Source organism: Ulvibacterium sp., assembly GCF_965228935.1.
Taxonomy (GTDB): domain Bacteria; phylum Bacteroidota; class Bacteroidia; order Flavobacteriales; family Flavobacteriaceae; genus Ulvibacterium.
Map to the genome: position 1 here is coordinate 3,872,724 of NZ_OZ245846.1, position 25,879 is coordinate 3,898,602.

General features: G+C 41.3%; 29 protein-coding genes. 19 read left to right on the forward strand and 10 right to left on the reverse strand.

Annotation, left to right across the window (positions count from 1 at the left end):
* Positions 1–48: 48 nt before the first annotated feature.
* The 15 genes from ACO06Y_RS16405 (at position 49) to ACO06Y_RS16475 (ending at position 13,426) form a co-directional block, all read left to right on the forward strand.
* Positions 49–2,025 carry an alpha-ketoacid dehydrogenase subunit alpha/beta gene (locus ACO06Y_RS16405; protein WP_422080084.1) on the forward strand — a complete coding sequence of 659 codons (1,977 nt, stop codon included), beginning with the start codon at positions 49–51 and terminating at the stop codon, positions 2,023–2,025.
* A 140-nt stretch (positions 2,026–2,165) separates the two neighbouring features.
* On the forward strand, positions 2,166–2,651 hold the full coding sequence (locus ACO06Y_RS16410) for a lipocalin family protein (protein ID WP_422080085.1): 486 nt from the start codon (positions 2,166–2,168) through the stop codon (positions 2,649–2,651).
* A gap of 12 nt (positions 2,652–2,663) precedes the next feature.
* Entirely contained in the window at positions 2,664–3,353 is a 690-nt protein-coding gene (locus tag ACO06Y_RS16415; protein WP_422080086.1) for an OmpA family protein, read from the forward strand.
* A 72-nt stretch (positions 3,354–3,425) separates the two neighbouring features.
* Entirely contained in the window at positions 3,426–4,550 is a 1,125-nt protein-coding gene (locus tag ACO06Y_RS16420; protein WP_422080087.1) for an NAD(P)/FAD-dependent oxidoreductase, read from the forward strand.
* Positions 4,551–4,552: 2 nt separating this feature from the next.
* Positions 4,553–5,278, forward strand: coding sequence for a methyltransferase domain-containing protein (locus tag ACO06Y_RS16425; RefSeq protein ID WP_422080088.1), 726 nt, complete (start codon positions 4,553–4,555; stop codon positions 5,276–5,278).
* Positions 5,271–6,326 carry a type III polyketide synthase gene (locus ACO06Y_RS16430; RefSeq protein ID WP_422080089.1) on the forward strand — a complete coding sequence of 352 codons (1,056 nt, stop codon included), beginning with the start codon at positions 5,271–5,273 and terminating at the stop codon, positions 6,324–6,326. The genes ACO06Y_RS16425 and ACO06Y_RS16430 overlap by 8 nt, the downstream gene beginning before the upstream one ends.
* Before the next feature lie 120 nt (positions 6,327–6,446).
* On the forward strand, positions 6,447–7,238 hold the full coding sequence (locus tag ACO06Y_RS16435) for an SDR family oxidoreductase (RefSeq protein WP_422080090.1): 792 nt from the start codon (positions 6,447–6,449) through the stop codon (positions 7,236–7,238).
* 11 nt (positions 7,239–7,249) lie between these two features.
* Positions 7,250–7,705 carry a 3-hydroxyacyl-ACP dehydratase FabZ family protein gene (locus ACO06Y_RS16440; protein WP_422080091.1) on the forward strand — a complete coding sequence of 152 codons (456 nt, stop codon included), beginning with the start codon at positions 7,250–7,252 and terminating at the stop codon, positions 7,703–7,705.
* Positions 7,698–8,972, forward strand: a complete 1,275-nt coding sequence (locus ACO06Y_RS16445) for a beta-ketoacyl-[acyl-carrier-protein] synthase family protein (protein ID WP_422080092.1) — start codon at positions 7,698–7,700, stop codon at positions 8,970–8,972. The genes ACO06Y_RS16440 and ACO06Y_RS16445 overlap by 8 nt, the downstream gene beginning before the upstream one ends.
* A 40-nt stretch (positions 8,973–9,012) precedes the next feature.
* Positions 9,013–9,264, forward strand: coding sequence for an acyl carrier protein (locus ACO06Y_RS16450; protein WP_422080093.1), 252 nt, complete (start codon positions 9,013–9,015; stop codon positions 9,262–9,264).
* Position 9,265: 1 nt separating this feature from the next.
* A complete protein-coding gene (locus tag ACO06Y_RS16455; RefSeq protein ID WP_422080094.1) occupies positions 9,266–9,694 on the forward strand; it encodes a hypothetical protein in 429 nt (142 codons plus the stop codon).
* Between the two features lie 144 nt (positions 9,695–9,838).
* Positions 9,839–10,756 (forward strand): sugar phosphate isomerase/epimerase family protein, encoded by a 918-nt coding sequence (locus ACO06Y_RS16460; RefSeq protein ID WP_422080095.1) that lies wholly within the window; start codon positions 9,839–9,841, stop codon positions 10,754–10,756.
* Positions 10,756–11,472 carry a GntR family transcriptional regulator gene (locus tag ACO06Y_RS16465; RefSeq protein ID WP_422080096.1) on the forward strand — a complete coding sequence of 239 codons (717 nt, stop codon included), beginning with the start codon at positions 10,756–10,758 and terminating at the stop codon, positions 11,470–11,472. Before ACO06Y_RS16460 ends, ACO06Y_RS16465 begins: the two co-directional genes overlap by 1 nt.
* A gap of 15 nt (positions 11,473–11,487) precedes the next feature.
* On the forward strand, positions 11,488–12,255 hold the full coding sequence (gene deoC / locus ACO06Y_RS16470; protein WP_422080097.1) for a deoxyribose-phosphate aldolase: 768 nt from the start codon (positions 11,488–11,490) through the stop codon (positions 12,253–12,255).
* 22 nt (positions 12,256–12,277) lie between these two features.
* Positions 12,278–13,426, forward strand: a complete 1,149-nt coding sequence (locus ACO06Y_RS16475; RefSeq protein ID WP_422080098.1) for a Gfo/Idh/MocA family protein — start codon at positions 12,278–12,280, stop codon at positions 13,424–13,426.
* Here ACO06Y_RS16475 and ACO06Y_RS16480 read toward each other — a convergent pair.
* Both ACO06Y_RS16480 and ACO06Y_RS16485 read right to left on the reverse strand, forming a co-directional pair.
* Positions 13,423–14,391, reverse strand: coding sequence for a TerC family protein (locus tag ACO06Y_RS16480; RefSeq protein WP_422080099.1), 969 nt, complete (start codon positions 14,389–14,391; stop codon positions 13,423–13,425). The genes ACO06Y_RS16475 and ACO06Y_RS16480 overlap by 4 nt on opposite strands.
* 76 nt (positions 14,392–14,467) lie before the next feature.
* Positions 14,468–14,977, reverse strand: coding sequence for a YceI family protein (locus ACO06Y_RS16485; RefSeq protein ID WP_422080100.1), 510 nt, complete (start codon positions 14,975–14,977; stop codon positions 14,468–14,470).
* A gap of 153 nt (positions 14,978–15,130) precedes the next feature.
* Here ACO06Y_RS16485 and ACO06Y_RS16490 point away from each other — a divergent pair, with 153 nt between their 5' ends.
* A complete protein-coding gene (locus ACO06Y_RS16490; RefSeq protein ID WP_422080101.1) occupies positions 15,131–15,469 on the forward strand; it encodes a hypothetical protein in 339 nt (112 codons plus the stop codon).
* A 65-nt stretch (positions 15,470–15,534) separates the two neighbouring features.
* Here ACO06Y_RS16490 and hpf read toward each other — a convergent pair whose 3' ends face one another.
* Complete coding sequence (gene hpf / locus ACO06Y_RS16495) at positions 15,535–15,837, reverse strand: ribosome hibernation-promoting factor, HPF/YfiA family (RefSeq protein ID WP_422080102.1); 303 nt, start codon at positions 15,835–15,837, stop codon at positions 15,535–15,537.
* Positions 15,838–16,031: 194 nt separating this feature from the next.
* On the opposite strand from hpf, the gene ACO06Y_RS16500 reads away from it, so the two are divergent.
* Entirely contained in the window at positions 16,032–16,376 is a 345-nt protein-coding gene (locus tag ACO06Y_RS16500) for a hypothetical protein (protein WP_422080103.1), read from the forward strand.
* Positions 16,377–16,455: 79 nt separating this feature from the next.
* On the opposite strand, the gene ACO06Y_RS16505 is transcribed toward ACO06Y_RS16500, so the two are convergent.
* Together ACO06Y_RS16505 and ACO06Y_RS16510 are read right to left on the reverse strand one after the other, a co-directional pair.
* Positions 16,456–16,902 carry a hypothetical protein gene (locus tag ACO06Y_RS16505; RefSeq protein WP_422080104.1) on the reverse strand — a complete coding sequence of 149 codons (447 nt, stop codon included), beginning with the start codon at positions 16,900–16,902 and terminating at the stop codon, positions 16,456–16,458.
* A 761-nt stretch (positions 16,903–17,663) separates the two neighbouring features.
* The gene (locus tag ACO06Y_RS16510; protein WP_422080105.1) at positions 17,664–18,098 is read right to left on the reverse strand and encodes a hypothetical protein; all 435 of its coding nucleotides are present in this window, start codon (positions 18,096–18,098) and stop codon (positions 17,664–17,666) included.
* 276 nt (positions 18,099–18,374) lie between these two features.
* Here ACO06Y_RS16510 and ACO06Y_RS16515 point away from each other — a divergent pair, with 276 nt between their 5' ends.
* On the forward strand, positions 18,375–18,995 hold the full coding sequence (locus ACO06Y_RS16515) for a JAB domain-containing protein (protein WP_422080106.1): 621 nt from the start codon (positions 18,375–18,377) through the stop codon (positions 18,993–18,995).
* 39 nt (positions 18,996–19,034) lie between these two features.
* Here the strand turns inward: ACO06Y_RS16515 and ACO06Y_RS16520 are convergent, their stop codons facing one another.
* The 4 genes from ACO06Y_RS16520 to ACO06Y_RS16535 all read right to left on the reverse strand — a co-directional run bounded on the left by ACO06Y_RS16520 (position 19,035) and on the right by ACO06Y_RS16535 (position 23,742).
* Positions 19,035–20,141, reverse strand: coding sequence for a hypothetical protein (locus ACO06Y_RS16520; protein ID WP_422080107.1), 1,107 nt, complete (start codon positions 20,139–20,141; stop codon positions 19,035–19,037).
* A gap of 4 nt (positions 20,142–20,145) precedes the next feature.
* The gene (locus tag ACO06Y_RS16525) at positions 20,146–22,026 is read right to left on the reverse strand and encodes an ATP-binding protein (protein ID WP_422080108.1); all 1,881 of its coding nucleotides are present in this window, start codon (positions 22,024–22,026) and stop codon (positions 20,146–20,148) included.
* Positions 22,013–23,023, reverse strand: coding sequence for an SIR2 family protein (locus ACO06Y_RS16530; RefSeq protein ID WP_422080109.1), 1,011 nt, complete (start codon positions 23,021–23,023; stop codon positions 22,013–22,015). The genes ACO06Y_RS16525 and ACO06Y_RS16530 overlap by 14 nt, the downstream gene beginning before the upstream one ends.
* A 71-nt stretch (positions 23,024–23,094) precedes the next feature.
* Positions 23,095–23,742, reverse strand: coding sequence for a hypothetical protein (locus ACO06Y_RS16535; RefSeq protein ID WP_422080110.1), 648 nt, complete (start codon positions 23,740–23,742; stop codon positions 23,095–23,097).
* Positions 23,743–23,945: 203 nt separating this feature from the next.
* Here ACO06Y_RS16535 and ACO06Y_RS16540 point away from each other — a divergent pair, with 203 nt between their 5' ends.
* The gene (locus ACO06Y_RS16540; protein WP_422080111.1) at positions 23,946–25,109 is read left to right on the forward strand and encodes a hypothetical protein; all 1,164 of its coding nucleotides are present in this window, start codon (positions 23,946–23,948) and stop codon (positions 25,107–25,109) included.
* Between the two features lie 274 nt (positions 25,110–25,383).
* On the opposite strand, the gene ACO06Y_RS16545 is transcribed toward ACO06Y_RS16540, so the two are convergent.
* Complete coding sequence (locus ACO06Y_RS16545; protein ID WP_422080112.1) at positions 25,384–25,662, reverse strand: hypothetical protein; 279 nt, start codon at positions 25,660–25,662, stop codon at positions 25,384–25,386.
* Positions 25,663–25,879 lie beyond the last annotated feature (217 nt).

Consider the following 25,879-nt stretch of genomic DNA (forward strand, 5'->3'; position numbering starts at 1 on the left):
AGGATTGGAAGGTTTTTCACTACTTTTGCCCCGTCTTAATTTACGTACATGCAGTACCAAAACAAGGGGCTGGATATTCAGACCCAAATCGATCTCTATGAGCGGATGCAGAAGTCGCGGATGATCGAGGAAAAGATGTTGATTCTGTTGCGTCAGGGGAAAATTTCCAAATGGTTCAGTGGTATCGGTCAGGAAGCGGTAGCCGTTGGGGTTGCCAGTGCCATGCAGCCCGATGAATACATACTTCCCATGCACCGAAATCTAGGTGTTTTTACTACTCGGGGCATTCCCTTACATCGGCTTTTTGCCCAGTGGCAAGGTAAGGCCAGCGGATTTACAAAGGGCAGGGACCGGAGTTTTCATTTTGGAACACAAGCCTATAAAATCGTAGGTATGATTTCCCATTTGGGACCGCAGCTTGGGGTTGCCGATGGGATTGCCTTGGCACACCTTCTTAAAAAGGAAAACAAGGTCACGGCTGTTTTTTCGGGAGAGGGAGGTACCAGTGAAGGGGATTTTCATGAAGCGTTGAACATAGCCTCGGTCTGGAACCTACCGGTCCTTTTCTGCATTGAGAATAACGGTTATGGCCTATCCACACCTACCAGCGAACAGTACAATTGTAAAAATCTTAGGGACAAGGGAATAGGATACGGTATGGAATCCCATACCATTGACGGCAATAACATTCTAGAGGTGTACAGTATGGTGGATTCCCTTTGTAAGCGAATTCGGAAGAATCCACAGCCCATCTTGTTGGAATTTGAGACATTTCGGATGCGCGGCCACGAGGAAGCCAGTGGAACCAAATATGTTCCCCAAGCCTTAATGGATCATTGGGCATCCAAAGATCCCTTGGAAAACTATACGGAATATCTGCGTAATGAAAACATCCTTTCCGAGGAAGAGGAGGTGACCATTAAAAAGGTAATAGTCCATGAGATTGAGGAAAATTTGAAAAAGGCTTTCGCGGAAGATGCCATCGAATCCATTGAAACTAATGAATTAAATGATGTCTTTAAAAACTTTGATTATAAAGAAGTTAAACCAAAAAATAATTTCAAAAAAATACGTCTGGTAGATGCGATTTCCCAAGGATTGAAGCAATCCATGGAGAAGCACGACAATCTGGTGATTATGGGCCAGGATATTGCCGAATACGGTGGGGTTTTTAAGATAACCCAGGGCTTTTTGGAAACATTTGGCAAAGAGCGCATACGCAATACCCCGATTTGTGAGTCCGGCATTGTGGGAACGGCCATGGGACTATCCATCAACGGAATGAAGGCGGTTATGGAAATGCAGTTCGCGGATTTTGTGAGCAGTGGTTTCAATCCGATAGTGAATTATTTGGCCAAGTCGCATTATCGCTGGGGCGAAAAAGCAGATGTAGTTATCCGTATGCCCTGTGGGGGCGGGGTAGGAGCCGGGCCATTCCATTCCCAGACCAATGAGGCCTGGTTTACCAAGACCCCGGGATTAAAGGTAGTCTATCCCGCTTTCCCCTATGATGCCAAGGGTCTTTTGGCCACGGCCATCGAGGATCCCAATCCCGTTTTGTTTTTTGAGCACAAAGGCCTGTATCGTAGCGTCTATCAGGATGTGCCCTCGGATTACTATACGTTGCCCTTTGGAAAGGCCAGTATGCTGAAAGAGGGAGAGGCCATAACCATAGTAAGCTACGGAGCGGGAGTGCATTGGGCCCTGGAGGTATTGGAAAGCCGACCCGAAATCGAGGCCGATCTTATCGATTTGCGCACATTGGCCCCGCTGGATATGAAGTTGGTCTATGACTCCGTAAAAAAAACGGGGAAACTTATTATCCTCCAAGAGGACAGTTTGTTCGGGGGAATCGCAAGTGACATATCTGCCTTAGTCATGGAAAATTGCTTTGAGTATTTGGATGGCCCCATAAAACGGGTGGCCAGTTTGGAGACGCCCATTCCGTTTGCCAAGAACCTGGAGGACAATTACCTTCCCAAAAAACGTTTTGCCCAAGAATTACAGGAACTATTGGCGTATTAGTTGGGATGAAATAAAGTATGCGGAATGCAAAATGTCCTTATCGGAAATCTCCTTTTGACGTTTAACAAAAAATTCTTAAAAAAGGAAAGGCCAAAATTTACCTTTGCCCGTATATAGGAAAACCAAAAAAATTAACACCAATGAAAAAAGCTTTTTTACTGCTTTCGGCTATGGCCCTGTTATCCGTATCCTGTTCGGTTTCAAAATCGGCGCGAAGCCAAAGAAACCTGTTAAGCGGTACTTGGAACTTGGACAATGTTTCCTATGAGAACAATACCGGGAACTTCAAATCCGTCATTTTTAACGATGCCGAGGATATTTGTTTTGAGGACAGCGAATGGTTCTTTAGGGACAATAATAGCACCGGACGCTATACCATAAGTCCGTCTACCCTTTGCAATGGTGGGGATAGGTACATCCGTTGGTCCGTTGTTGAACGTCCGGAAAACTATACAAGCCAATTGCAATTTAAATTCATTAATGAAAAGAATAAGGATATTGACGGTGGTGTAGGTTATCGTTTGAATATTGCTTCCTTATCCGAACAAAACATGACCCTTAAATCCAATGTGTCCGTGGACGGGGAATCCGTTACCATAGTCTATGACTTTACCAAAAAACAATAAAAGCAAAACAAGATGAAAGCTATACGAAAGAGTGTGTATGTAATGATGGCCCTTACCTTGGTCATCAGTTGTAAAACGGTCCAGAACGCCAACAACAAACAAAAAGGAGCCGTGATAGGAGCCAGTGGCGGTGCGGTTATCGGTGGGGTTATCGGAAACAACGTGGGCAAGGGCAATACTGTACTTGGTGCCCTTATTGGTGCGGCCATCGGTGGTGTTGCCGGAGGTTACATCGGAGATCGTATGGATCGGCAGGCCGAGCGTATCGAGGAGGAAATTCCCGGGGCCGAAGTTACCCGTGTTGGAGAAGGTATCAATGTTACCTTCAATGAAGGCCAAGGGGTGTATTTTGATACCAATAAGTCCAATGTAAAAGGCACTTCGGCCGAGACCTTGAATACATTGGCCGGAATCTTCAAGGAATACCCTAAATCCATTATTTTGATAGAAGGTCATACGGACAGTGCCGGCCCCGATGAATATAATATGAAATTGTCGCAACAACGTGCGGAGTCCGTTTCCAATTATCTGGTATCCCAAGGTCTGGATAGTGGAAGGTTTACTACAAAATGGTATGGTGAGAATCAACCGGTTGCGGATAATTCCACTTCGGAAGGAAAAGCAAAGAACAGGAGGGTTGAATTGGCCATTATGGCAAGTGATGAACTGAAACAGGAAGCAAGAACCCAGTCCAAGAATTAAAAAAGTTCCAGTTTTTATGATGAATCCCGGCTGTTTGGTCGGGATTTTTTTTGAAATGCCTATCTTTCCTTAGTGGAGTATTTTGATGTGATTATTGTTGGGGGCGGATTGGCAGGTCTTACCGCAGCTTTACATTTAGAGCAGTATGGACATGCGGTATTGGTTTGCGAAAAACAACAATATCCCCATCATAAGGTCTGTGGCGAATATGTTTCCGCGGAAGTAGTTCCCTATCTGAAAAAACTTGGAATTTCCCTGGACACTACCAACACCGTTTCCATAGACACCCTGCAATTGAGTACGGTATCCGGAAAATCCATAAAGGGCAAACTCCCCCTAGGAGGAAAGGGAATCAGCCGATATGCCTTGGATAATCTGCTTTATGAGGCGGCCTTAGAAAGGAATATCCCCTTTGTTTTTGGAAATGTAACCGCTATACAGTTCGCCGATGACCTATTCCAGGTACGCACGGCATCCGGTGATACATTTTCAGCTAAAATGGTTATTGGCGCCTATGGAAAACGGAGCAATCTGGATAAACACCTAGACAGGCCTTTCTTTCGGAAAAAATCACGCTGGTTGGGCATAAAGGCCCATTACGCATACCAAGATTTCCCGGATAATCTGGTGGCGCTCCATACCTTTGAGGGAGGGTATGGTGGACTTTCCAGAACGGAAACCGGAGCCGTAAACTTTTGCTATTTGGTGTCGTACAGCAGTTTTCGAAGAGAAAACGATGTTCATAGGTTCAACGAAAATGTAGTGGCCAAGAATCCTTTTCTGGGTGCTTTCTTGGAAGACGCCGAGCCCTTGTTCAAGGAGCCGTTGGCCATTGCACAGGTTTCGTTCGAAAAAAAGGAGACCGTAAAGGAACACGTAATCATGTGCGGAGATACCGCTGGGCTTATACATCCACTTTGTGGCAATGGTATGGCCATGGCCATCCATTCCGCCAAACTGGCTTCGGAACAGATACATCTTTATTTGACCGATTCTACATTTGATCGCGGCATCATGGAGAAGCGGTATACGGCCTTATGGAAGAATAATTTTGGCTATCGTTTATGGATGGGCAGACAGCTTCAATCGCTGTTGATCAATAGAGAACTATCCCATATCGCCTTGGGTTTGGCCACCCGGTCTCCTAGGTTATTGCGGTATTTGATCAAACAAACCCATGGTAAGCCCATACTATGAAAATGGATTTTTCAAAAAGGAGCAGGGAATCGGAACTCATGGACAACCCCGAAGTGTCCCAACAAACATTGGAAAATGTATTACGGGATATCAACAGGGCCAATCGGATTTTAGGAGGAAACAGGGCTACCATTAAGGCATTGTCCCAACTTGTTTCCCAAAATCCAAGGGATAGCTATACGGTTTTGGATATGGGCTGTGGGGACGGGGCCATGCTAAGGGAGGTAGTTCTCTTTTTTAGGCGGATCGGTAAAAATGTAAAGTGTCTCGGAATCGATTTGAACGGGAATGCGCTTCGGATGGCCCGCGAGGCATCCTTGGATTTTCCTGAAATTACCTACCTGAAAAAGGATATCTTGGATTCGGATGCCAGCGGATTGGAATGCGATATGTTGATAACCACCTTGACCCTGCACCATTTTTACGATGAGGAGATTCCGGCCATTCTAAAACGGTTCGGCAAATTGGCCCGTATCGGTATTGTAATCAACGACTTACAAAGAAGCCCTTTGGCCTATTCCCTTTTTAAGGTGTTTAGCCTTATTTTTATACATACCGCAATGGCTAAAAACGATGGATTGGTTTCCATAGCCCGGGGGTTTACCAAAGCTGAATTGACGCAATTTTCGAAAGGGATCTTAGGAGTGGAACACAAAATTATATGGCAATGGGCCTTTAGATATGTATGGATCATTAAAATGAATCGACTAACCCGAACATATGAATGAGGTACGTATAGTTTCTACTGCCAAGGTATTACCACCCTATTCCAGGGATACCAAGGATATTCTTCCTTTTGTCGATTTCTGGTTAAGCGGTCAGGAAGAACGATTTCGCCGGAAAGTCATCAAAATCTTTGAAAGGGCCGGAGTGGAAAGGCGCTACGGGATCATGGACATTAAGGAAGTATTTACGGCTACCTCTTTTGAGGAAAAAAATGCGATATACGTTAGGGAAATCAAGAAATTGGGGAAATCGGTTTTGGAGAAGGCCCTGGAACAAAGCGGTTGGTCACCCGAATCATTGGACTATATCGTAACGGTGAGTTGTACCGGAATCATGATTCCTTCCCTAGATGCTTATTTGGTCAACGATTTGGGACTCAAACAGGATATTGTACGGCTCCCGGTAACAGAAATGGGATGCGCTGCCGGAATTTCCGGATTAATTTATGCCCATAACTTTCTAAAATCCAATCCGGGGAAACGATTGGCGCTCATAGCGGTGGAAAGTCCTACCGCGACCTTTCAACTGAATGACTTTTCCATGGCCAATATGGTGAGTGCGGCCATTTTTGGTGATGGAGCCGCCTGTGTACTGCTGTCCTCTGAAAATGATGCACCGGGCCCCAGGATACTGGGAGAAGGAATGTATCATTTTAGGGAAGCCACGCATCTTATGGGATTCGATCTGACGAATACCGGGCTAAAAATGATTTTGGATCCTTCGGTACCGGAGACCATAGCCGAACATTTCCCGAGGATAATCCATCCTTTTCTGGAAAAATATGGAACGTCAATTGAAAATGTGGATCACTTGATTTTTCATCCCGGAGGTCGGAAGATCGTACAGACCGTAGAGGAGCTCTTTGGCAAATTGGGAAAAAATATTGACGACACCCGTGAAGTTTTGCGAAAATATGGTAATATGAGCAGTGCTACCGTTCTTTATGTCCTGGAACGATTTTTGGAAAGGGAGATACCGCCGGGGCAACAAGGCTTGTTATTGAGCTTTGGCCCCGGATTTTCGGCACAACGCGTATTGCTGGAGTGGTAAAAAAGTGAGTTTTGGAGGCCCTGGCAAGTAATTGGTAGCGGATACAAAAGATAATAGAATAAAGACAATAGAATAAAGATTAAAGACTGCGGACTTAAGACGGTTGTTTTAGTAGCGTATATGAGCGAGATTAGAAATACGAAATGGGCCTTATTATTGGGAGGTAGCAGCGGGCTGGGACTTGCCACGGCAAAAAAATTGGCGTACCATGGCTTTAATATCCTAGTTGTGCATCGGGATAGGCGATCGGATTTGGAGCAGATTGAATCACATTTTCGGGAAATCCGTACCCTGGGTGTCCAGTTACTGGGTTATAATATGGACGTGGCCAATCCCGAGAAAAGAAGGGAGGCCCTTCAGAAAATAAAGGCCCATTTGGGAAAGGAAGAAAGCATACAGGTCTTGGTGCATAGTATTGCGAAAGGTAGTCTTAAACCTATGTATGGGGAAACGGAAAGTACCTTAAACCAGCAAGATTTTCAGCTTACCCTAAACGCTATGGCCCTGAGTCTTTATGATTGGACCAAGGATTTGGTCGGATTGGAATTGTTGGCAAACGATGCTCGGATCATATCCTTTACCAGTGAAGGGAATACCAAGGCCTGGCCGGGGTATGCGGCCGTGTCAGCGGCAAAAGTCACCTTGGAGGCCATTACGAGGAATATTGCCTTGGAATTTGCGCCCTTGGGCATTAAGGCGAATTGTATTCAGGCCGGTGTGGTGGAGACCCAAGCCTTTCAAAGGATTCCCGGTCATGAGCGGTTGAGGAATAGTGCCTTGAAACGTAATCCCAATGGCCGTTTGACCACCCCGGAGGACGTGGCAAATGTAGTATACCTGCTGACTACCAAAGAGGCTCAATGGATTACGGGAACGGTAATAAAAGTAGATGGGGGCGAAAGCCTTAGATAAACAAAGGGATTTTGGAAAATAAGGAGATTTTGGATTTGCTTCCCTATAGGGCCCCTTTTCTTTTTGTAGAGGAGCTTCTGGAAGTGACCGAGGATAGGGTAGTGGGGAGCTATACCTTTTCCCGGGATTTGGGTTTTTACCAGGGTCATTTCAAGGATTTTCCGGTTACCCCCGGGGTAATCCTGACCGAGTGCTGTGCACAGATTGGACTGGTGTGTCTGGGGATTTTTTTAATGAAAACTTATATTAAAGAAAACAAGGATTCCCAAATTTCAGTGGGTCTAAGCAACTCGGAGATGGACTTTTATCATCCCGTATTGCCCGATGAAAAAGTGACGGTTACCTCCGAGAAAATCTATTTTCGCTTTAATAAGTTAAAATGCCGGGTAAAAATGCACAATGTCGCAGGGCAATTGGTGTGTAAGGGAATCATTTCAGGAATGTTAAAGTTGCAGGATATTGAATAGGAGAGTCGTCATTACGGGTCTCGGTGTCTGTGCGCCTAACGGAGTGGGCCTTGACGCATTTACGGACTCCTTGCGGTACGGGAAGAGTGGTATCCGCTTTCAACCTCAACTAAAGGAATTGAATTTTGGCTGTCAAATCGCGGGGGAACCCTTGATAAAGGATAATCTGATCAATCACTACTTTACGCCCCTGCAGCTTCGTGGTCTAAACGCCAGTGGCATCGTTTATGGCGTCATTGCAGGTATCGATGCATGGAAGGATGCCGGATTGGAACCCCAGGACAAGGACAAACCCGACTGGGAAAGCGGGATCGTATTCGGCACCGGGATCTTAGGGGTCGACAAATTTCGGGAATCCATCCATTTAGTGGACGATCATAAGGTAAGGCGTTTGGGAAGTACCACCGTATTGCAGACCATGGCCAGTGGCATAAGTGCCTACTTAGGGGGTATTTTGGGTTGTGGCAATCAAGTAACCACCAATTCATCGGCCTGTACAACGGGAACCGAGGCTATATTAATGGCCTATGACCGCATTGTTTCAGGGAAGGCGGAACGCATGCTAGGCGGGAGTTGCAGTGATAGTGGGCCCTATGTTTGGGGGGGGTTCGACGCCATGCGTATTCTGCCCAGGCAGTATAACGATACGCCTTCCGAAGGCAGTAGGCCCCTCAGTGCCTCCGCGGCCGGATTCGTACCAAGTAGTGGGGCGGGAGCCTTGGTATTGGAATCCTTGGAAAGTGCCAAGGCCAGGGGAGTACGGATTTATGCCGAAGTATTGGGAGGAGCGGTCAACAGTGGCGGACAACGCGCAGGCGGTAGCATGACGGCCCCCAATAACGAAGCCGTACAAAGGTGTATCGTGCAGGCGATAGGGCAAGCTGGAATCCAAAAAAATGAGGTGGACGTAATCAATGGCCATCTTACCGCAACGGTTAAAGACCCTATCGAAATCAAGAACTGGAGCCTTGCTCTGAAACGGGAGGGATCAGATTTTCCCTATGTCAATGCCTTTAAGAGCTTGTTCGGCCATTGTTTAGCGGCGGCTGGAAGTCTTGAGTGCGTTGGTGCCCTATTGCAATTTCAGCACAATTGCCTATTTGGCAATAGTAATTGTGAGGATTTGCACCCTGAGATTTCAAACAGGGTAGACGCTACCAAAATCCCCGTAAAAACACTGTCCTATTCCCCAAAAATTATCGCGAAAGCCAGTTTTGGTTTTGGAGATGTAAATGCATGTGTTATTTTTAGGGCTTTTAACGACTGATGCCTCAACGACTTCCAGAAGTCTAAATTGCTATGAAAAGATGAACGAAGAGCGCTATCACAAGCTAAGGGATATTATACGAATCTACCTTCCCGAAGATGTATCCGTTGGCGATATATCGGAAAAAAGTCATTTTACCAATGAGCTCAATATCAATTCCGCCCATCTGGTGGATATTGTCTTGGATGTTGAGGATGCATTTGATATTATGTTGGAGAACGAGGATATGGAACAGATGCAGACCGTGGGTGATGCCTTGGATATTATTGAGACCAAACTTTCAAAAAAATAGGATGAAGGAATTTTTAAAATGGGCCCTCCCCAGACTTAAAGTAGACAGGCGATTGATCTTGATTTATTGTATCGTCTATTTTTTGTGGGGCCTGGGGATGAATTGGTTCGGCACACAAGTGGAAATCGCCAAATTTACCTATTGGTGGCAGGTGATTACCACCTATATCCTGTATATGGTACCTATTTCCCTTTTGTTGCGCGGCCTTCCCTTTCACACCCAGTACGCCTATGGCCTTATAGCCATGTGTCTTTTGGAGTTTGGCGGATACGCCTTGCAGACCTCATATGCCTATCCCGATAACATCTTGGACCAGTTTTTTGGCATCCGCAATTTCTCCTTGGGAATGGCACTTTTCTTCGGACTTTATTTTCCCTTGGGCAATTGGGCCGTAGGCAAGATATACCATCTTGTTTTCAAACCCAACTAACGGACTTAACCCTAAGGGCGTTCGGATGGTAATACTTCCCCAAAAGTGCATTTTAGCGCCTTGGTTTTTACGGATGCGCATTTATGCTTCAAATTTAACTTGTATAGACAGGTTGGGATTCCTATATTTGGGTAAAACACCATTATGTTTCATCTAGGATTTGTAAGTGCCATACTGGCGGAGAAGAGTTTTCGGGAAGTCGTTCATTTTGCCTCGGAAAATGGGTTTCAATGTATTGAGGCGATGTGCTGGCCCAAAGGTGGGGAGGATACACGTCGCTATGCCGGTGTAACCCATATTGATGTGGATACCTTGGATGCCCAAAGGGATGCCATTCAGCAAGTATTGCAGGAAAAAGACATCTATATATCCGGATTGGGGTATTATCCCAACCCCCTGGATCCGAATATGGAAAATGCCTCGGTCTATATTGAACATCTCAAGAAGTTGATTTCCGCTGCCCCAAAATTGGGGATACCTGTGGTAAATACCTTTATCGGAAGGAATCCGCAAAAGAACGTGGACTATAATCTGGATAGGTTCAAGGAAGTTTGGCCGGATATCATCACCTTGGCCGAAAAGGAGGGTGTTCGGATAGGGATTGAGAATTGTCCCATGCTTTTTACCCGGGATGAATGGCCCGGAGGCAAAAATCTGGCGATTTCCCCGGCAATTTGGGATAAAATGTTCAACCTGATTCCCAGCGATAACTTCGGACTCAATTACGATCCGTCCCATTTGGTATGGATGCAAATGGATGAAATACAGCCGATCTATGATTTTAGGGACAAGCTGTTCCATATTCATCTAAAGGACGTAAAAGTGTACAAGGACAAACTGGATAAGGTGGGCATATTGGCCTATCCCTTGGAATATCACTCGCCCAAGATACCGGGATTGGGGGATGTACGGTGGCGCGATTTCTTTTCTGCCCTTACCACCGTGGGCTATAAAGGCCCCGTTTGCATAGAGGTGGAGGATAAGGCCTTTGAAGGTTCTGAAGCCGATGTGAGGGCCGCAATCTTGACCAGTCGCAATTATCTGCGTCAATTTTTATCCTGATGGAGAAGACCCTGCCCCAATATAAAAAGCTTCATCTGACCCTAAAGCAAGGTATTCTTTCGGGAGCTATTTCCAAAGGTTCCCTATTGCCCTCCGAAAATGAATTGAGCGCCAAATATAACATTACCAGGGCCACGGTACGGCAGGGATTGCAGGAACTGGTTCGCGAAGGATTTATCGAAAAGCGAATGGGTATTGGAAGTGTGGTGGTCAATGACCGAAAGACCCTGGGACTTTTAACCTTCAAGGGGTTTTCCGAAGTTTTGGAATCCTCTGCATTGTCGTCCACTACACAGAACCTAAAAATGGGGGAGATCGGGGTTTGGCCATCCCCATTTTTCTATGAACTCACCCCATCCGAAAAGGAGGAGGGCTGTTTTTTCCTGGAACGTTTGAGAAGCGTGGAGGGGCATCCCGTAATGTTGGAGTTTACCTATATTCCACAAAAGGGCGTTCCCAAGCTAGTGGAGACCATGGGGAAGGGTTCGCTGTTTGCCACCTTGCAGCAGGCATACAAAATTGAAATTCTAAAGGTGCTACAGGATGTAAGGGCCATACATGCCCCGAAAACCATTCTAAAACGTTTGAATCTGGCTCCCAATACCCCCGTACTTCATATCCATAGAAAATACCTGACTACCAAATCCGATTTTCACATCTATAGTTCGCTGTATTGCAACACCGAAAAGTACGCGATAAGTAATTTTTTTAATTAAAACCCAATAGTTCCAATGATAGTACATCCTAAAGTCCATGAGCTCGCCAAAATGATCGATCACTCCCTTTTACATCCCACTATGACGGATGCCGATATGCTAAAAGGCTGTAAAATAGCCCTTGACTATGATGTGGCCTCGGTATGCATAAAGCCGTATGCCGTTCCCTTGGCGGTGGAGATTTTAAAGAACTCCAACGTATTGGTAGGTACGGTAATTGGGTTTCCCCATGGGAATTCCACCCTGGAGATCAAAGTGGCGGAAACGCTACAGGCCTGTAAGGATGGCGCCGTTGAAATTGATATGGTAGTAAATATTGGGAAGGTCTTACAGGAAGATTGGGACTATGTGGAACGCGAAATCGCAGCGGTCTGCAAGGCGACCCATGAAAATAACGGAATTCTTAAAGTCATTTTCGAGAACGACCACCTCCCCGAGGACAAGTATAAGATCAGGCTCTGCGAAATATGCTCCAAACTGGGTGTAGACTTTGTGAAGACCAGTACCGGCTATGGTTTTGTAAAAGGAGCGGACGGGAGCTACAATTATAAAGGGGCAACCTCCAAAGATCTGGAGCTGATGCGTTCCCATTCCGATCCCCAAGTACAGGTTAAGGCGGCTGGGGGCGTACGTACCTTGGACGGCCTGCTAGAGGTAAGGGCCTTTGGCGTAAGCCGTATTGGGGCTACGGCCACCGTGGCCATCATCCAGGAAGCCAAGGAACGATTTGGGGACGGGGCGGACAAGGATGTGGTCATTGCCGATACACCCAGTGGGTATTAATACGAACTAACGGATAAGTGCCATGAAAAAAATACGAATCGGCGTTGCGGGCTTGGGGTTCATTGGCCCCATACATATTGAAGCATTGCGAAGAATACCAGGTCTGGAAGTGGTTTCCGTCCACCATCACAACGATGCCATCCAAATGAAGGCGGAACAATTGGGAATAGAACGGTATTACCAGGATTACGATACCTTTTTAAGTAGTGACCAATTGGATTGCGTACACATCTGCACCCCCAATTTCCTTCATTTTGAAATGGCCCAAAAGGCTATGGCCCAAGGCCTGCACGTGGTCTGTGAAAAACCCCTGGCGACCCAAATTTCGGAGGCCGAGGAACTAGTGGCCCTGGCAAAAAGCAAAAATCGCGTAAATGCCGTCCACTTCAACATACGCTACTATCCGCTGATACGGCAAATGAAAATGATGCGGGAGAAGGGCGAATTGGGAAGCATTCATACCGTCCTGGGATCGTATTTTCAGGATTGGCTCTTTTATGAGACCGATTACAATTGGCGGTTGGAACCTGAAAAATCCGGTGAATCCCGAGCGGTTGCGGATATAGGCTCCCATCTTTTGGATCTCTTGGAATACATTACTGGACTCAAGATTACAGCGGTTATGGCCGATTTTAATACGGTCCATAAGACCCGTAAAAAACCCCTGGTTCCTGTGGAAACGTATTCCGGAAAGCTTTTGAAACCTGAGGACTATGCCGATATTCCCATAGATACTGAGGATACGGCCCACGTTCTGCTTCGGTTTAACAATGGCCATACGGGATCTATAACCGTAAGCCAAGTCGCGGCAGGGCGAAAGAACCGTTTGGCCTTGGAAATTTCGGCTTCCAAATTGAGCCTGGCTTGGGAATCCGAAAAGCCCAATGAACTTTGGATAGGAAAACGGGACGAAGCCAATGATTTACTGTTTCGAGATCCCAGTTTGTTCCATACCGAGGCCGGCCAAATCGCTTCCTATCCCGGAGGGCATAACGAGGGCTTTGCGGATACCTCCAAGCAGCTGTTCCGAGAAGTTTATGGGGCGATACGAACAGGCCGACCCCAAGCTGAATGGAAATTTCCGGATTTTACCGACGGATTGCGGGAATTGGTATTGGCGGAAGCCATCATTGTCAGCAACAAACAACAAGCCTGGGTAAATGTACCCTAAGATTTCGGTGAAACGTCCCCAGTTTCCTTCTTTTTTTCGGGGATTATCAGGGAAGCCACGATTCCAACAACAAGGGATGCCGTGATTACAGTCAATGATACCCATTCGGGCAGTTCAATTTGATGGGCGAACAGCATTTTGAGACCTACAAAGGCCAAAATGACTACAAGGCTATAATTTATAAAACGAAACTTTTGCAGCATTCGTGATATCAGAAAATACATGGAACGCAGTCCTAAAATGGCCAGGATGTTGGAACTAAATACAATGAATGGATCTGCGGTAATGGCCAGAATAGCCGGAATACTATCCAAGGCAAAAAGGACATCGGTAACCTCAATGATGACCAAGGCCACAAATAGGGGAGTGGCAGCGGTGACCCCCATACGTTTTACAAAGAAATCATGTCCGTTGATGGTCGTTGTTATGGGGTACAACTTTTTAAGCTGTCTAAACATGAAGGATTTTTGCGGATCGAATTCGGAATCGTCCGACCGTAGCATCTTAAAGGCCGTATAGAGCAGGAACGCCCCGAACACGTAAATGATCCAATCGAATATGTTGATTAAGGCCACCCCAAAAACGATCATAAGCCCTCGAAACACGATAGCGCCGAGAATCCCCCAAAAAAGCACCCGGTGTTGGTAGAGTGGGGGGATGTTAAACGTGGCGAAGATTACGGCAATGACAAATACGTTATCGATACTTAGGGAAAGTTCTATTAGGTATCCGGTAACATATTTAAGAACCGCGGCGTTGGGTGTCAACCCCGTAGGGTTTTCTACCAATCCACTGGAGAACAACCAATAGATGACCCCACTAAAACCCAGGGCCACGGATACCCAAAGTGCGGTCCACATTCCGGCTTCCTTGCTGCGTATAACATGTTCATGCCGATGGAACACCCCAAGATCCAAGGCCAAGAAAACCATGACCAAGGCAATAAACAGAACCCATATCCACATAGCGCATTTTTAAGGCGCCAAGTTAACAATCCATTTTTTGATGGCAATAGATCTTGGAAAAGAATTTGACCGACCGCTAGTCCAGGGTCAGCAGGAGAGTTACGACTACTTCATTGTCCTCCCTTTGTTTTTTAATGTTGATTCCAAAATCCGAGGAAAATAGGGTAGTGGTCCCCCTTAACCGATTCGCCTTTTGGGTAAAATCCAAGGTCAGCGGTTTGGTTTTTCCCTTTAGGGTAAGATTGCCCATAACTTTAAAACCCGTAACGGTGGTTTCTACGGAAGTGCTTTCAAAATGTATTTCCGGATAGGTGTCCGCATTGAAATATTTTTTGCCCTTTAAGGACCAGTCCCGAAGAAAATTCCCGGTCTTTAGGGTTTCCACATTTACGGAACCGGTAAAGTTTGAGGCGGATAGGTTATCCGTATCAATAGAGGAGGAGGAGCTAAAACCCGAAATGCTTCCGTCCACATTCTTGGATACAAAAGTAAAGCTGATCTCTGCCGTGGAAATTCCATTTTGGGCAAGGACAAGGGTGGACTGTACAAGCGATAAGACTAGAAAAAGAATTCCTTTGGATTTCATACGATGAACGATTCATGAAGTGTGCCAAAGGTAACCAATAATTTGGGTCGATAAAAAGAAGGTAAAATTCGATATAGCGTCCGGTGTAGCCGGGAATTCGTGTAGTGTCCTAAAAATATGGTATTTTGAGGATAGAACATATTTAATCTTGAAATGAAAAATTTGGCGAGCTGCACGCTTGGGTTGCTTACCTTGCTTTTGGGGGTGCATACCTTAACCGCCCAGACCACGGAAAATGAGGAATTGAAAGTCAACAAACGGACCTATATGGAACGTTTTGAACCCCGACTGATTAAATCGGTAGAGGAGCGGTTGGCACTGAAGCAATTGCGAATAGCCGAGATGCGCCGAAAAATGCGGATTCTGGACTCTCTGGATATTTCCGAACGCAAGCGTAGGGCCTTGCAAAATGACCTTCATGAGAATCCCTTTTCCCATAGACTTTCCAAGACCTGGGTGGATATCGAATTTGGGAACGAGGAGGAGGATTAAGATTCCTCTTTATGCTTAGGGTATTGCACAGGATTACGGGTGGTCATACCTATGTATCTACCGCTTTAGCGTGACTTCATTTTTTCCTTTCGCTTCCGGAGTTGTCGACGCAGGTCGTCCACCGATTCCGAGATAGAGGCCTCAAAGGAAGCATGGCTGGCTTCCGCAAAGAGTCGTGGCCCCGGGGCACTTAGGCGAATATTACAGATTTTGCCCGTGTCCGGTTCCGAGGTGTTCTCCGTCTTAAAAAAGACATCGGCCCGGACGATGAAATCGTACTTGTCCACCAATTTATTGATTTTCTTGGATGCCAATTCCTCCAATCGGCCGCTGGCCTGGACATCATGATACTCAAAATGGATGTTCATGGGATACAATTTAGGTTTGCGGGGAAAGATAAAGAGAAGCGAAATGAAAATCAAATACACCCTATTTAAACTAAACTTAAAGTTTATTCTAAAAAAACGTTAAAGTCTGATAATCGGCGGATTAGGGATATGATTTTTTTCTAATTTTAAGCGTACTGTGAGATATTGGCTATAACCCCCTAAATCCGTATCCTATGAAATCCCTAAAAGGAGACTACAGAGCACCCATCCAAGACCACCTTGAAAAAAGCACTTTGGTATTGAAATTGGAGCGTAGTCAACAGAATGTGGGACAGTTACGGAACAAATTGAATTCCTATGTCTGCGAGCCAAAGACCTATAGCTTGTTCGAACGGATAGAAGCCTTAAGGAACGGTTTGGATACCTTAAGTAGTACCAATAAGGAAATTATACTATCATTACGGGGACCTAAAACACACACAGGTGATTTTGTAGACCGAGTTCGGCAGCAGTTCTTGGCATTCAATGAGCTGCAGCGGGGGGTGGAAGAGTATATGCGTGGGGTTCGGAATTATTGACCCGGGTACATCCCATTTTCAAATAAAAAACCCTGATTGTTGTTTCAATCAGGGTTTTCTAATTCAGATTGCTTTCTTTTTAGTCAGCATTTGCGCCGATATTGGCAGCCGAGATAACGGTGTAATCATCCGGACTTTCGTGAATGCTCACATGCCCATCCAATTGTAACAGGCCCTCATAGGAAATTGAAGTTCCCACGTCCAGTTTTGAAACGGTAGTCCTGCTGATTTGACATTCACAGGGATTTAGCGTTAAGGCAACGGCGCCACCTTCTTCCGAAGTATTGAATCGGATATAGGCAGGATGCACGGCCACGGAGGAACCATCGTCCAATTCCACCAAGACTTCTGTTTTGCCATCACTATCTTCGGTAAAGGTTACCGTTCCTGTAATACCAGTCGCTCCAATGGCCTGCAATTTATATTCGGTACTTTGAAGGATTACGGTAGATACATCATCCTTTTTACAACTTGTAGTAATCAATATCAATGCCAATGCAGATAGAAAAAAAGGGGAACTTTTCATTATTCCGTGAAGTTTTTAAGTTAATTTGTATTAGTAGTTCTCTTACGCCAATAGTGTTACTATTTTTGTTATACGATGCAATTTGGTGCATTGTTCTTAAATCTTCTTTTTTTTTTCGATAAAGTGTATAAATAATTGGAGGATATAGCCAAATATGTGTGTTTTATAACAAAATGGCACAAATTTTATTTGACATAATATAAATTATGATACAGATTTGTTTGTACTTTTTCTGATTCAACCTTTTAGCTGTAGGTCATAATTCTATTATGTAAAATATCCCTCGCCAGTATTCTTTTTATTCAGCGTAGCAACAGGGTCATCAACCTTTTTAACCTGCCTGCCGGCAGGCAGGTTTACGCTACTAGAAATATTTTCACACAGAAGAATGTTTATTACAAACTTCGAAATTCGTCAACCCCTGCGAGAAACCTTCAGTCTGTACTCATAATTAGTCGTTATGTAAAATTGCCGCACAGCCAATCGCTCGATTGTTTTTTATAAATAAACGCTTAATGGCGTTCATTTCTAAACACAATTTGCCAACGCTTGGCCAGCGCCAAAAAAAGCAAAACCTTTTAACTATTTTCAAATACTTGATTTACGAGGAACTTCACAACCATAAATTTTTCACGACCATTGCGTCAATTTGTCGCAAAAGTTTAAAATTTAGCGGAGCATAAATTTCTAAACACTTGCTACCCTTTGTGTTCCGAACAGACTTTTCTTTAGTCTATTTGACATAATGTAGAGATGTGTGCTTATTTCAAATGCTCAATTTGATTATGGAAAATATACTCGCCAAGAACTTTCATTCCGTTTGTAAAGACCTTGATTTCCCAATTTGATAAATATGTATGTGGGCTGACATCATGCCCAAAAAACACAAAATCATCAGGTTTTGCAAGGGTTTTTGAAGGTATCAAGAATATCAACGGTTTCGCATTTTGTATAAAACCTATCAAGGCTACCCATAAGTTTTCTTTGGGTTCACCTAGTTTTTCTTTTGGGATTTTTACGCTTTGCAAGGCGATTAAATCAGCCGCTTGTAGATACAATACAGTTTGTTTTCCATTAGAATTTTGAACCAAGAAATCAACCCCTTCCCTCGCATTTTTGGCTGGGTAGATTTCAAGCCCTGCATTGGTCATTTCCGACCTTAACGTATTTTCTGCTTGGCTTTGGAAATCTTGCATGTAGCGAAGGTATCTTTTCTTTTTTTCTTGATAAAAAAAGAAACAAAAAAATCAAGGCTTACAGATAACTTTGGAAACAATGTACGGGTCGGTCGCTAAATTTTAGGATCCACGCTGACCCTTAAGACCGATTTGAAGTTATAGAAACATTTTGCAGATTAACAGAAATAGTAACACACCCCCTAAAATTTTTAACGCTCCTCTCCCCTATTGTTTTCGCCAAAGTTCTCTTAGGCCGTTTACCTCTCGAATGTTAACAAATCGTATCTTTGGGATATGAACGTACGACTGACCAAGGAGCAGAAAATAAAAGTGCTCAATTCAACCGATATCTATGCAATTATGCAGCAGATTTTGCTACGGGAAAACAAAATCCGTAGAAATCAGGAGCATTTTTGGGTCGTTGGTCTTGACAATGAACATAAGATACTTTTCATTGAACTCATAGGTCTTGGTGCGGTAAACCGTGTGAATGCCGACCCGCCCGATGTGTTTCGCATGGCCATCTATAAACTGGCCGTAAAACTGATTCTCGTACATAACCACCCCAGTGGTTCCACCGACCTTTCAAAAGGCGACAACGAGTTTACCGACCGTATGCTTAAAGTGGGTAAATTGATCAATATCGAGGTGCTCGACCATCTTATCATTACTGAAAAAAGCTATGTCAGTCTAGCCGACATGGGTGTTATGGACAAACTCAAAAAATCGGGTCTATTTGAAATTATGGGCCCCGAAAAAAAGGAGTTGGAACAATGGAAAATCGATATTGAGAAAAAGCGGGCAGAAAAGCAAAAAGCTTTGGATATTGCAAAATCCTTAAAAGCTAGCGGAATGTCTGACGCCGATATCAAAAAGCATACTGGATTGACTAGTTCGGCGATTAAAAAGTTATAGTCCACTATTCCACTGTATTAGCCAAAATTTTCATGGATCTTACCCAAAGGAAATTTCGGCTCCCGGAGAAGGGAAAAGGAATTCATGAGGAATATAGAATTGTTTGGTGTTTAATTTTTCTAGTTTTACATCAGCCGAATTACTAAATAAAGATTCGATAATATCAATATTTGCAAAAGGGTCTTGGTAAATTATGTCATGATATCCAGTTTCTTCAAATGCATTGATTAAAATACTATCAAGCCTTCGATTAAAGGAGGGAAATGAATACCCGATAATAATCAAAATATCCGTTTCGCTCATGACCTTTTTAGCCATTTCTATGGAATTTGAATCAGCTTCCCATGCATATTTAATACATTCAGTATAATCAGGATTTGGCCTTTTGAATTGAGAGTAGTTTTCTAGTAACTGAAGTAAATATTCTTCGATATTGTCAGCAGAATCATCTTCGACTATCGGGTAGATTTTCTTTTCATGTTTAAAAACTCCTCTAAACCCATTTAGATGAATCACATCTAAGGTCTTATCTGAATCAAGTTGAGGCAGAAAACTTAGGCCAGAATTTATATCTTCAAGCTTGTTTTTTTTGTTTTGCAAAAATGAACTATAAGCCATTTCGACCTGTAAATCATAGTTCCAAGTTATGAAGGACACTAAATCATTCAGTTTAGGTCTTGATTCATTTTTTTCTAATAAAACAGAGAGCAAACTATAATACCTTTTATCAATTTGAGAAAAGAAACTTGTTTTATTAATATTTTGACCTAAGTGTAAATATTTTTCCCATAAATCAAAATAAACGCTTAGGCAATATTTTAGCTCGTTCAATTGTGGTTTGTCATCTAGTAAATGTAAACGCCTAGCATAAATATCAATCGAACCATATTCAATAGCTAATTCACCATACTTTTCTAATTTCTTAGCAAAGTTTATTAATGTTTCATTTTGATATAAAGCTTTTAACCTATTGTTTCTTTGAAGATTGGAGGAGTTTATACGGTCAAGCACTCGCTTTGCAACCACAATCATTGAACTACCTTGTTCTGACCATATAGGTAGAGCATTATAACTTGCTCCTGCACCTAAATAATAAGTGATTTTTAATCCTTCGGCAGAATTATATTTTGAATGGCGCAAGCTCATTATTTCAATTCTCTTTTTTGATAAACCATGCTTCTTCTAGGTTAATTGTTTCACTTTTAGGTTGTTTATCATCATCTAACAAAATGACATCGACCTTAACGGGAATATCCGAGGATTGGCCCGCAACAAAACAACTTCCAACTGGTAGTAAGGGAATTGACTCGAAAGACAATTTGTCGAGGTAAGCTACTGTTTTTTGAATTGCATTAATGTCATGATTGTTTATCAATCTATGAATAAAATAGTTATGCAATTGAGAAATAATGGTAGGCGAAATATCATAAGGTCTCTGACTTGAAATTGTTAGAAATGTACTGAATTTCCTCCCTTCTTTTATTATTTCTTCAAAAGTTTCTAGTCGATAATCTTTCCAAGTTTCACTTTCTCTTTCCGAAGTAGAAGACAATATATTATGAGCTTCATCTATTATAATATGTAAAGAATTGTCTTTAAACTCTCCCTTTTCTTTATGCTCGTCGTAAAGTTGTTTTGAAATGATTAAAGGCAATGTCTTTTTCATTTCCAAATTGGCATCACTTAAGTTTACAATTTCTAGATTTTTATATTCTTTTTTCTCTGCATCGTCAATCGTTATCAACTTTTCAAGGGTATCAAATTTTTTAATCATTCTACCAATCAAGGGTCTTATATGCTCCTGATTTGAATAGCCATTGGTTATCTCATAAAAATATTGTGAAAGAATTTTAAACTTTATTTTTCCAAACTTTGATGGATTTATATGAATTTGATCAATATTTGGAAAAGCGGCGTCAAGTACGCCTTGTAAATCATCATTAGACCATTTAGTACCAATATAATATGTTACACTATTAGAATGGTATTTAAGCTCTCCTCCCTCTATTTTTAGCAATATTTTTTCACTGATATAACCCAGCTCGTCATCTGGAGTTTCTAATCTTTTCAGGTGTTCAAAAATTTCACTAAATATATTTACCTGTAAATTAGGGTCAGCTTTTTGAATTATGTCCTTCAATAATTTATTAATGTTTTCCCTTGACCGGTTATCAAAATCTTCATCATAAAAACTGCTTCGAAGAGCTCTGCTCAAAAAAGGTCTTTGTGTTTTTTCCGTAGCCTCCAATAGAACAGAAATAACCTCGAGGGTCTCAATATTTGATTGTTTTATGAAATATTTATCTCCTTGATTATTTCTTGTGGATAAATTGTAAATGTTTTTGTCATCCGTAATTAATTCAGGGCGAACATATTCCCCATTAAAATCGATTAACAAAAAATGAGACTTCTTCTTAAAATTTAAAGAATCTTGAGATTTTAAGAATAACTCGGAATAAATTTTAGCCAGAGTATTAGATTTTCCACTGCCTGTATTTCCAAAAATTCCAATATGACTGGCGAATAATTTCTTTATACTCAGTCTTATCGGTTGTAGAGGTTCCTCCGTTAGGTAACCTAATAAAATAGTTCTATCATCTGTATCATAAAATTGATGAAGTCGATTAAATTCATCCTTATCAATTAGATAACATTCATTGTCGATTAGAGGCATCTCCTTGATGCCTTGTTTAAACTGACCTTTTTCAAAACTACCAAACAATACAACGTCAAGGAATCTTGATATTTTTAATTCCTCTTTTTGATACTCCTTATTAAATAATTTTTCTCTAGTTATATACTCTCCTTCTACCTTACCAATTATTTCGGTAAAACCCTTTGTGATTTTCACGTAGCTTCCAACCGCCACATTTTTAATGGTCGCACCGTTATATGAAATGTGAGATAAGTTTTTATCCTTTTTAACCTCTATTTCAACCTTCCGTCCTTTTACAGATGAAACCTTACCAATTATAAAAATGGACTCTTTTAAAAGAACTTGATTTATACTGTTTGAATTATTTATGAGCATTCTCTATTATTTTATCTAATACGTTCTCAGTAAAATATTCCAGTGTGAACTTAGCATCTTCCGCGTCCGGTGTATAAATATGTATGTTTGGGTTTAGCCCAACCTCCATTTTAGCTTCCATTTTTTCTTCACTGCCTTTGGAACAGCAAACAAAAATTCTCAACGTTGGATTGGACTTCGCTGCTCGTAAGGTAATTTGCCTGATATGCCTGTCCTCCATAGAAAAACCCAATACAAATAGTAATGCATTTTCTTTTTCTAATTCGCTTGAATACAATCTTAGCAATTCGGAATAGTAGACTACCAAAACACTTTCAAGGTGTTTTGCGTCTTCTGGATTCACCACAAGAATGTCATTATACTTTTGGATAAACTCTTCTCCATTTAATCCAATCAAACTATCGTCAATATGACTTAAATCCGAAGAAAGCAGTATTTTGTCTCGTAGCTTATTATATTTCCACGTCAGCGAGCCATGTATTTTTATAAGGTTAAAAACAGGTATTTCTGAAGTATGGTCGAAATGTAAACTCCTTTGATTGATTGATTTTTTAAAATTTTCAAGCCCAAAAACAGGAGTAAATCTACCTGAAAAACCATCGTTGTAATCAAATTGCAAGGATTCTAAAACAGTTTCTAGCAAAACGTCGATGTTAGTTGAGAAAATATTAGCCTGCTTGGATAAAATAGTTGATTTCCTCTTTAATAATGTTGAACATAAAGTTTTACAAAATGACTGATACGACTTTTTTGTTTTTTGATAACTAGCATCTGTGTCTAACTCATTCTTACAGACCTTTATGTTGGGCAACATAACATTATTGAGATATTCTTTATAGTAAACTTCTTTTTCCTCTAAAGTATTCGCTGCATTGAGATTTTTTTCAATATCGTTTAAGACTGGTAAAAACGGTCTTGAAACTCCAGAACCAATTAGAAAATTTATCTTTGAACTCTGTACTATTTCTGATAATTCATTTAAGTCTATACCTTCCATTTTTTTACGGTTTTACTGCCAGCCTAATTACTTATTCGAAATCGTTTTTTTAAACTTTTTTTATCAAAATTTCATTTGGTTTTAATTGACCTTCTATAAAGATTTATCTCACGTTCTTTGAACCTTCCTCTTCCTTTACCAAAAAACATTTGATAGCTTATATAAACAGTAATAGTTAATGGAAATAAAATTTTATAATCAATTTCTCCCGAAAAATCTAGATGACTATTGTACAATTGGGATAGCAGATTCAATCCCCACATTAAAGTAAAAAAGAGACTAATCAATTCATTTATTTTTGAAACACTAAAAGTTTTATTGGTTGTTACAGTCTTATACAATTTACCAACTACCATATCTTCTAAAATATCTACGACTTGTTCCCAGTGACGCTGCCACGACTTACTGCCCTTGTTTATCAAATGCCAACCTAGAGAAGTTATAAACCCAAGGCAATTGACGTAAAAAAGTGAGTGCAGTTTTTCGTCAAAGTAATTTGTAGATAAGATTGTAAAATAACCTGCTAAGGCCACGGCTTGGAACGCCCAAAAATATACTGCCCTTTTCCAGTAAAGTTCTATTTCAAATTTTCTAGAATCCCAAGCAAGATTAAATACCTCTTTTTGCTCTTCTTGTTTGAGGTCTTTAAAATCCCTTAGGTCTTTTAGAAATTCTTTTTTATTAATCGGTCTTGGGTCAGCCTCTTTAGTTGTTTCCAATATTCACTTTTTTATTTATATGAAGAAGTTCTAGATATATCAAGGAAAATATCTAGTAGCTTTTGCTTGAAAATTTAGGATGATTTATTGTTCAAGCTCGTATTCCAAATGTAGTTAATTTTAACAAGTGATTAATTACGGAAATCCACAAGAATATATGGAAATGTAGTATTATAATTGCAAAATTCTTTTTCTACCATTTAATGACCCCATCAGAAAGATTTGTATACGATTTATGCCAAAAGTCTTTTCTACCCTTTTGGAGCTTTCCCAACCCAATTGGCAAGAAGAATAAAGAACTATGTGATGTTTTGGTAGTTTGCGATAAGTATATCATTATTATTTCAGTAAAAGACATCAGTGTCTCGAATGATAGTGAAGATGAAGTACAATACAAAAGATGGGTGAAAAAAGCAGTCCACGATTCTGCAAAGCAAGCAAATGGAGCAGCAAGATTTATTGAGGATAAAACTGAAATTCTTGCAAAAGACAGAAGTACACATATAAAATTACCCTCTAAAAAGTCGAGAAAAGTATTTAAAATAGCTGTTGCATTTGGAAGCCCTAAAAAATTTCCATTGCCAATGGGCAATTTTGAAAATGGATTTGTTCATGTTTTTGACGAGGAATCGACAATAACGATTATAAATGAATTAGATACTATAACTGACTTTGTTAATTATCTAGAAGCAAAGGAAAAATTCATTCCAGAAAAATATCTTTTTGCAGCTTCAGAAGTTGATTTTTTAGCGTTTTATATTGATACACAGTTCGAATTCGACATGGAACCTAATTCTTTTGTTCTCGATTCAGGTTTATGGGAAAGTTATGTACAATCATTAGAATATTTGAAGTGGCAGAGTGAAATTCAAGTAAGTTTTTTTTGGGATAGAATGATTAAAAACTTGTACGATTATCATATCACTTTAGAAAATGGTACACTAGAAAGAGATAATTTGGAAGAAGCTTTAAAACATATCAATTTAGAAAAAAGAGCTGAAAGGATAGAACTGGGAATGATTCTCGAAAATGCGCGAAAAGTTGGCGTGAATGCCAGAATGTTGAAAACCCTAGAAGGTAAAAATCATACTTACGTATTTATGCCTTTAAATGAAAAAAATTGGCAGAATAAAAAACAGGAACTTATTATGAGGTGTATGGTTGCAAGGCTCGAGAATCCAAATACAGAAAAAATAATTGGTATAGGTGTTGGAAGTGCAGAAAAAGATGGATTGTGGTATGATTTAGCTTTTTTGGATATACCTGAATTAGATGAAGAATTCATAGCACAAGTAAATGATATTAAGAATGAGTATGGCTACTTTAAAAACCCTAAATATTCCAATAGTAAAGATATGAGGGAGTAGAAGTTCCACTCTACCCTTCCACTCCATACACGTTTGGTTTCGTTCCTTAACCAAACAAGTATTCCGTTGTCTTTTGAAAAGAAACTTTTTGGTAGAAAAATTTAAGGGAATTTTTGGTAGTAAATCTTTGCTTTACCCAAGCAAAGTTACATAACGCTGTACATTATAGTACAAAAAATAAACTATTCCTAAGAATAGTTCCAACATTAACTCCCTAATAGCCGTAATATAACGTTTAAATGTTCAATTAAACTAATATATTGCCAATCTAATTTCATTTTGAAAGTATCTTTTGACGATTGGCGTTATATTCCTCAAGTGCCTCGTAAAACTTCTCTTTCGAGAAGATAATTTTAGGAATTTTTCCCGGTTTCCCTGCAACAAAACAAAGTTTAAATAGTGAAAACACTTTTTTCCTAAAATTTTTGTCGTTTTCCAAATTATCATCGGAATTCCATTCATTTTTGAAATCGTCCAAATGAGCAGAAGCATGAAAATCTTCTGTTTCACTTAAAGGACTTTCTGCTTCCAAAATGTTTTTGATAATGTTCAAAGAACTCAATTTTGAATGAATTCATTTCATTCAGGCGGGTTGCCGCTCGGCCAACAGCATTTTGCTTTCATAAAAAGTAAATGCCAAAGCATTTATTTTTATACGCAATTACTCATGCGGTTTACATTTTATTAAATCGGTATTCGTGAATGCTTCGCACGGCATTTATTTTGGAAGGTGTTGTAGACCTTTTAAAACATGAGCGAGATGGCGCGTT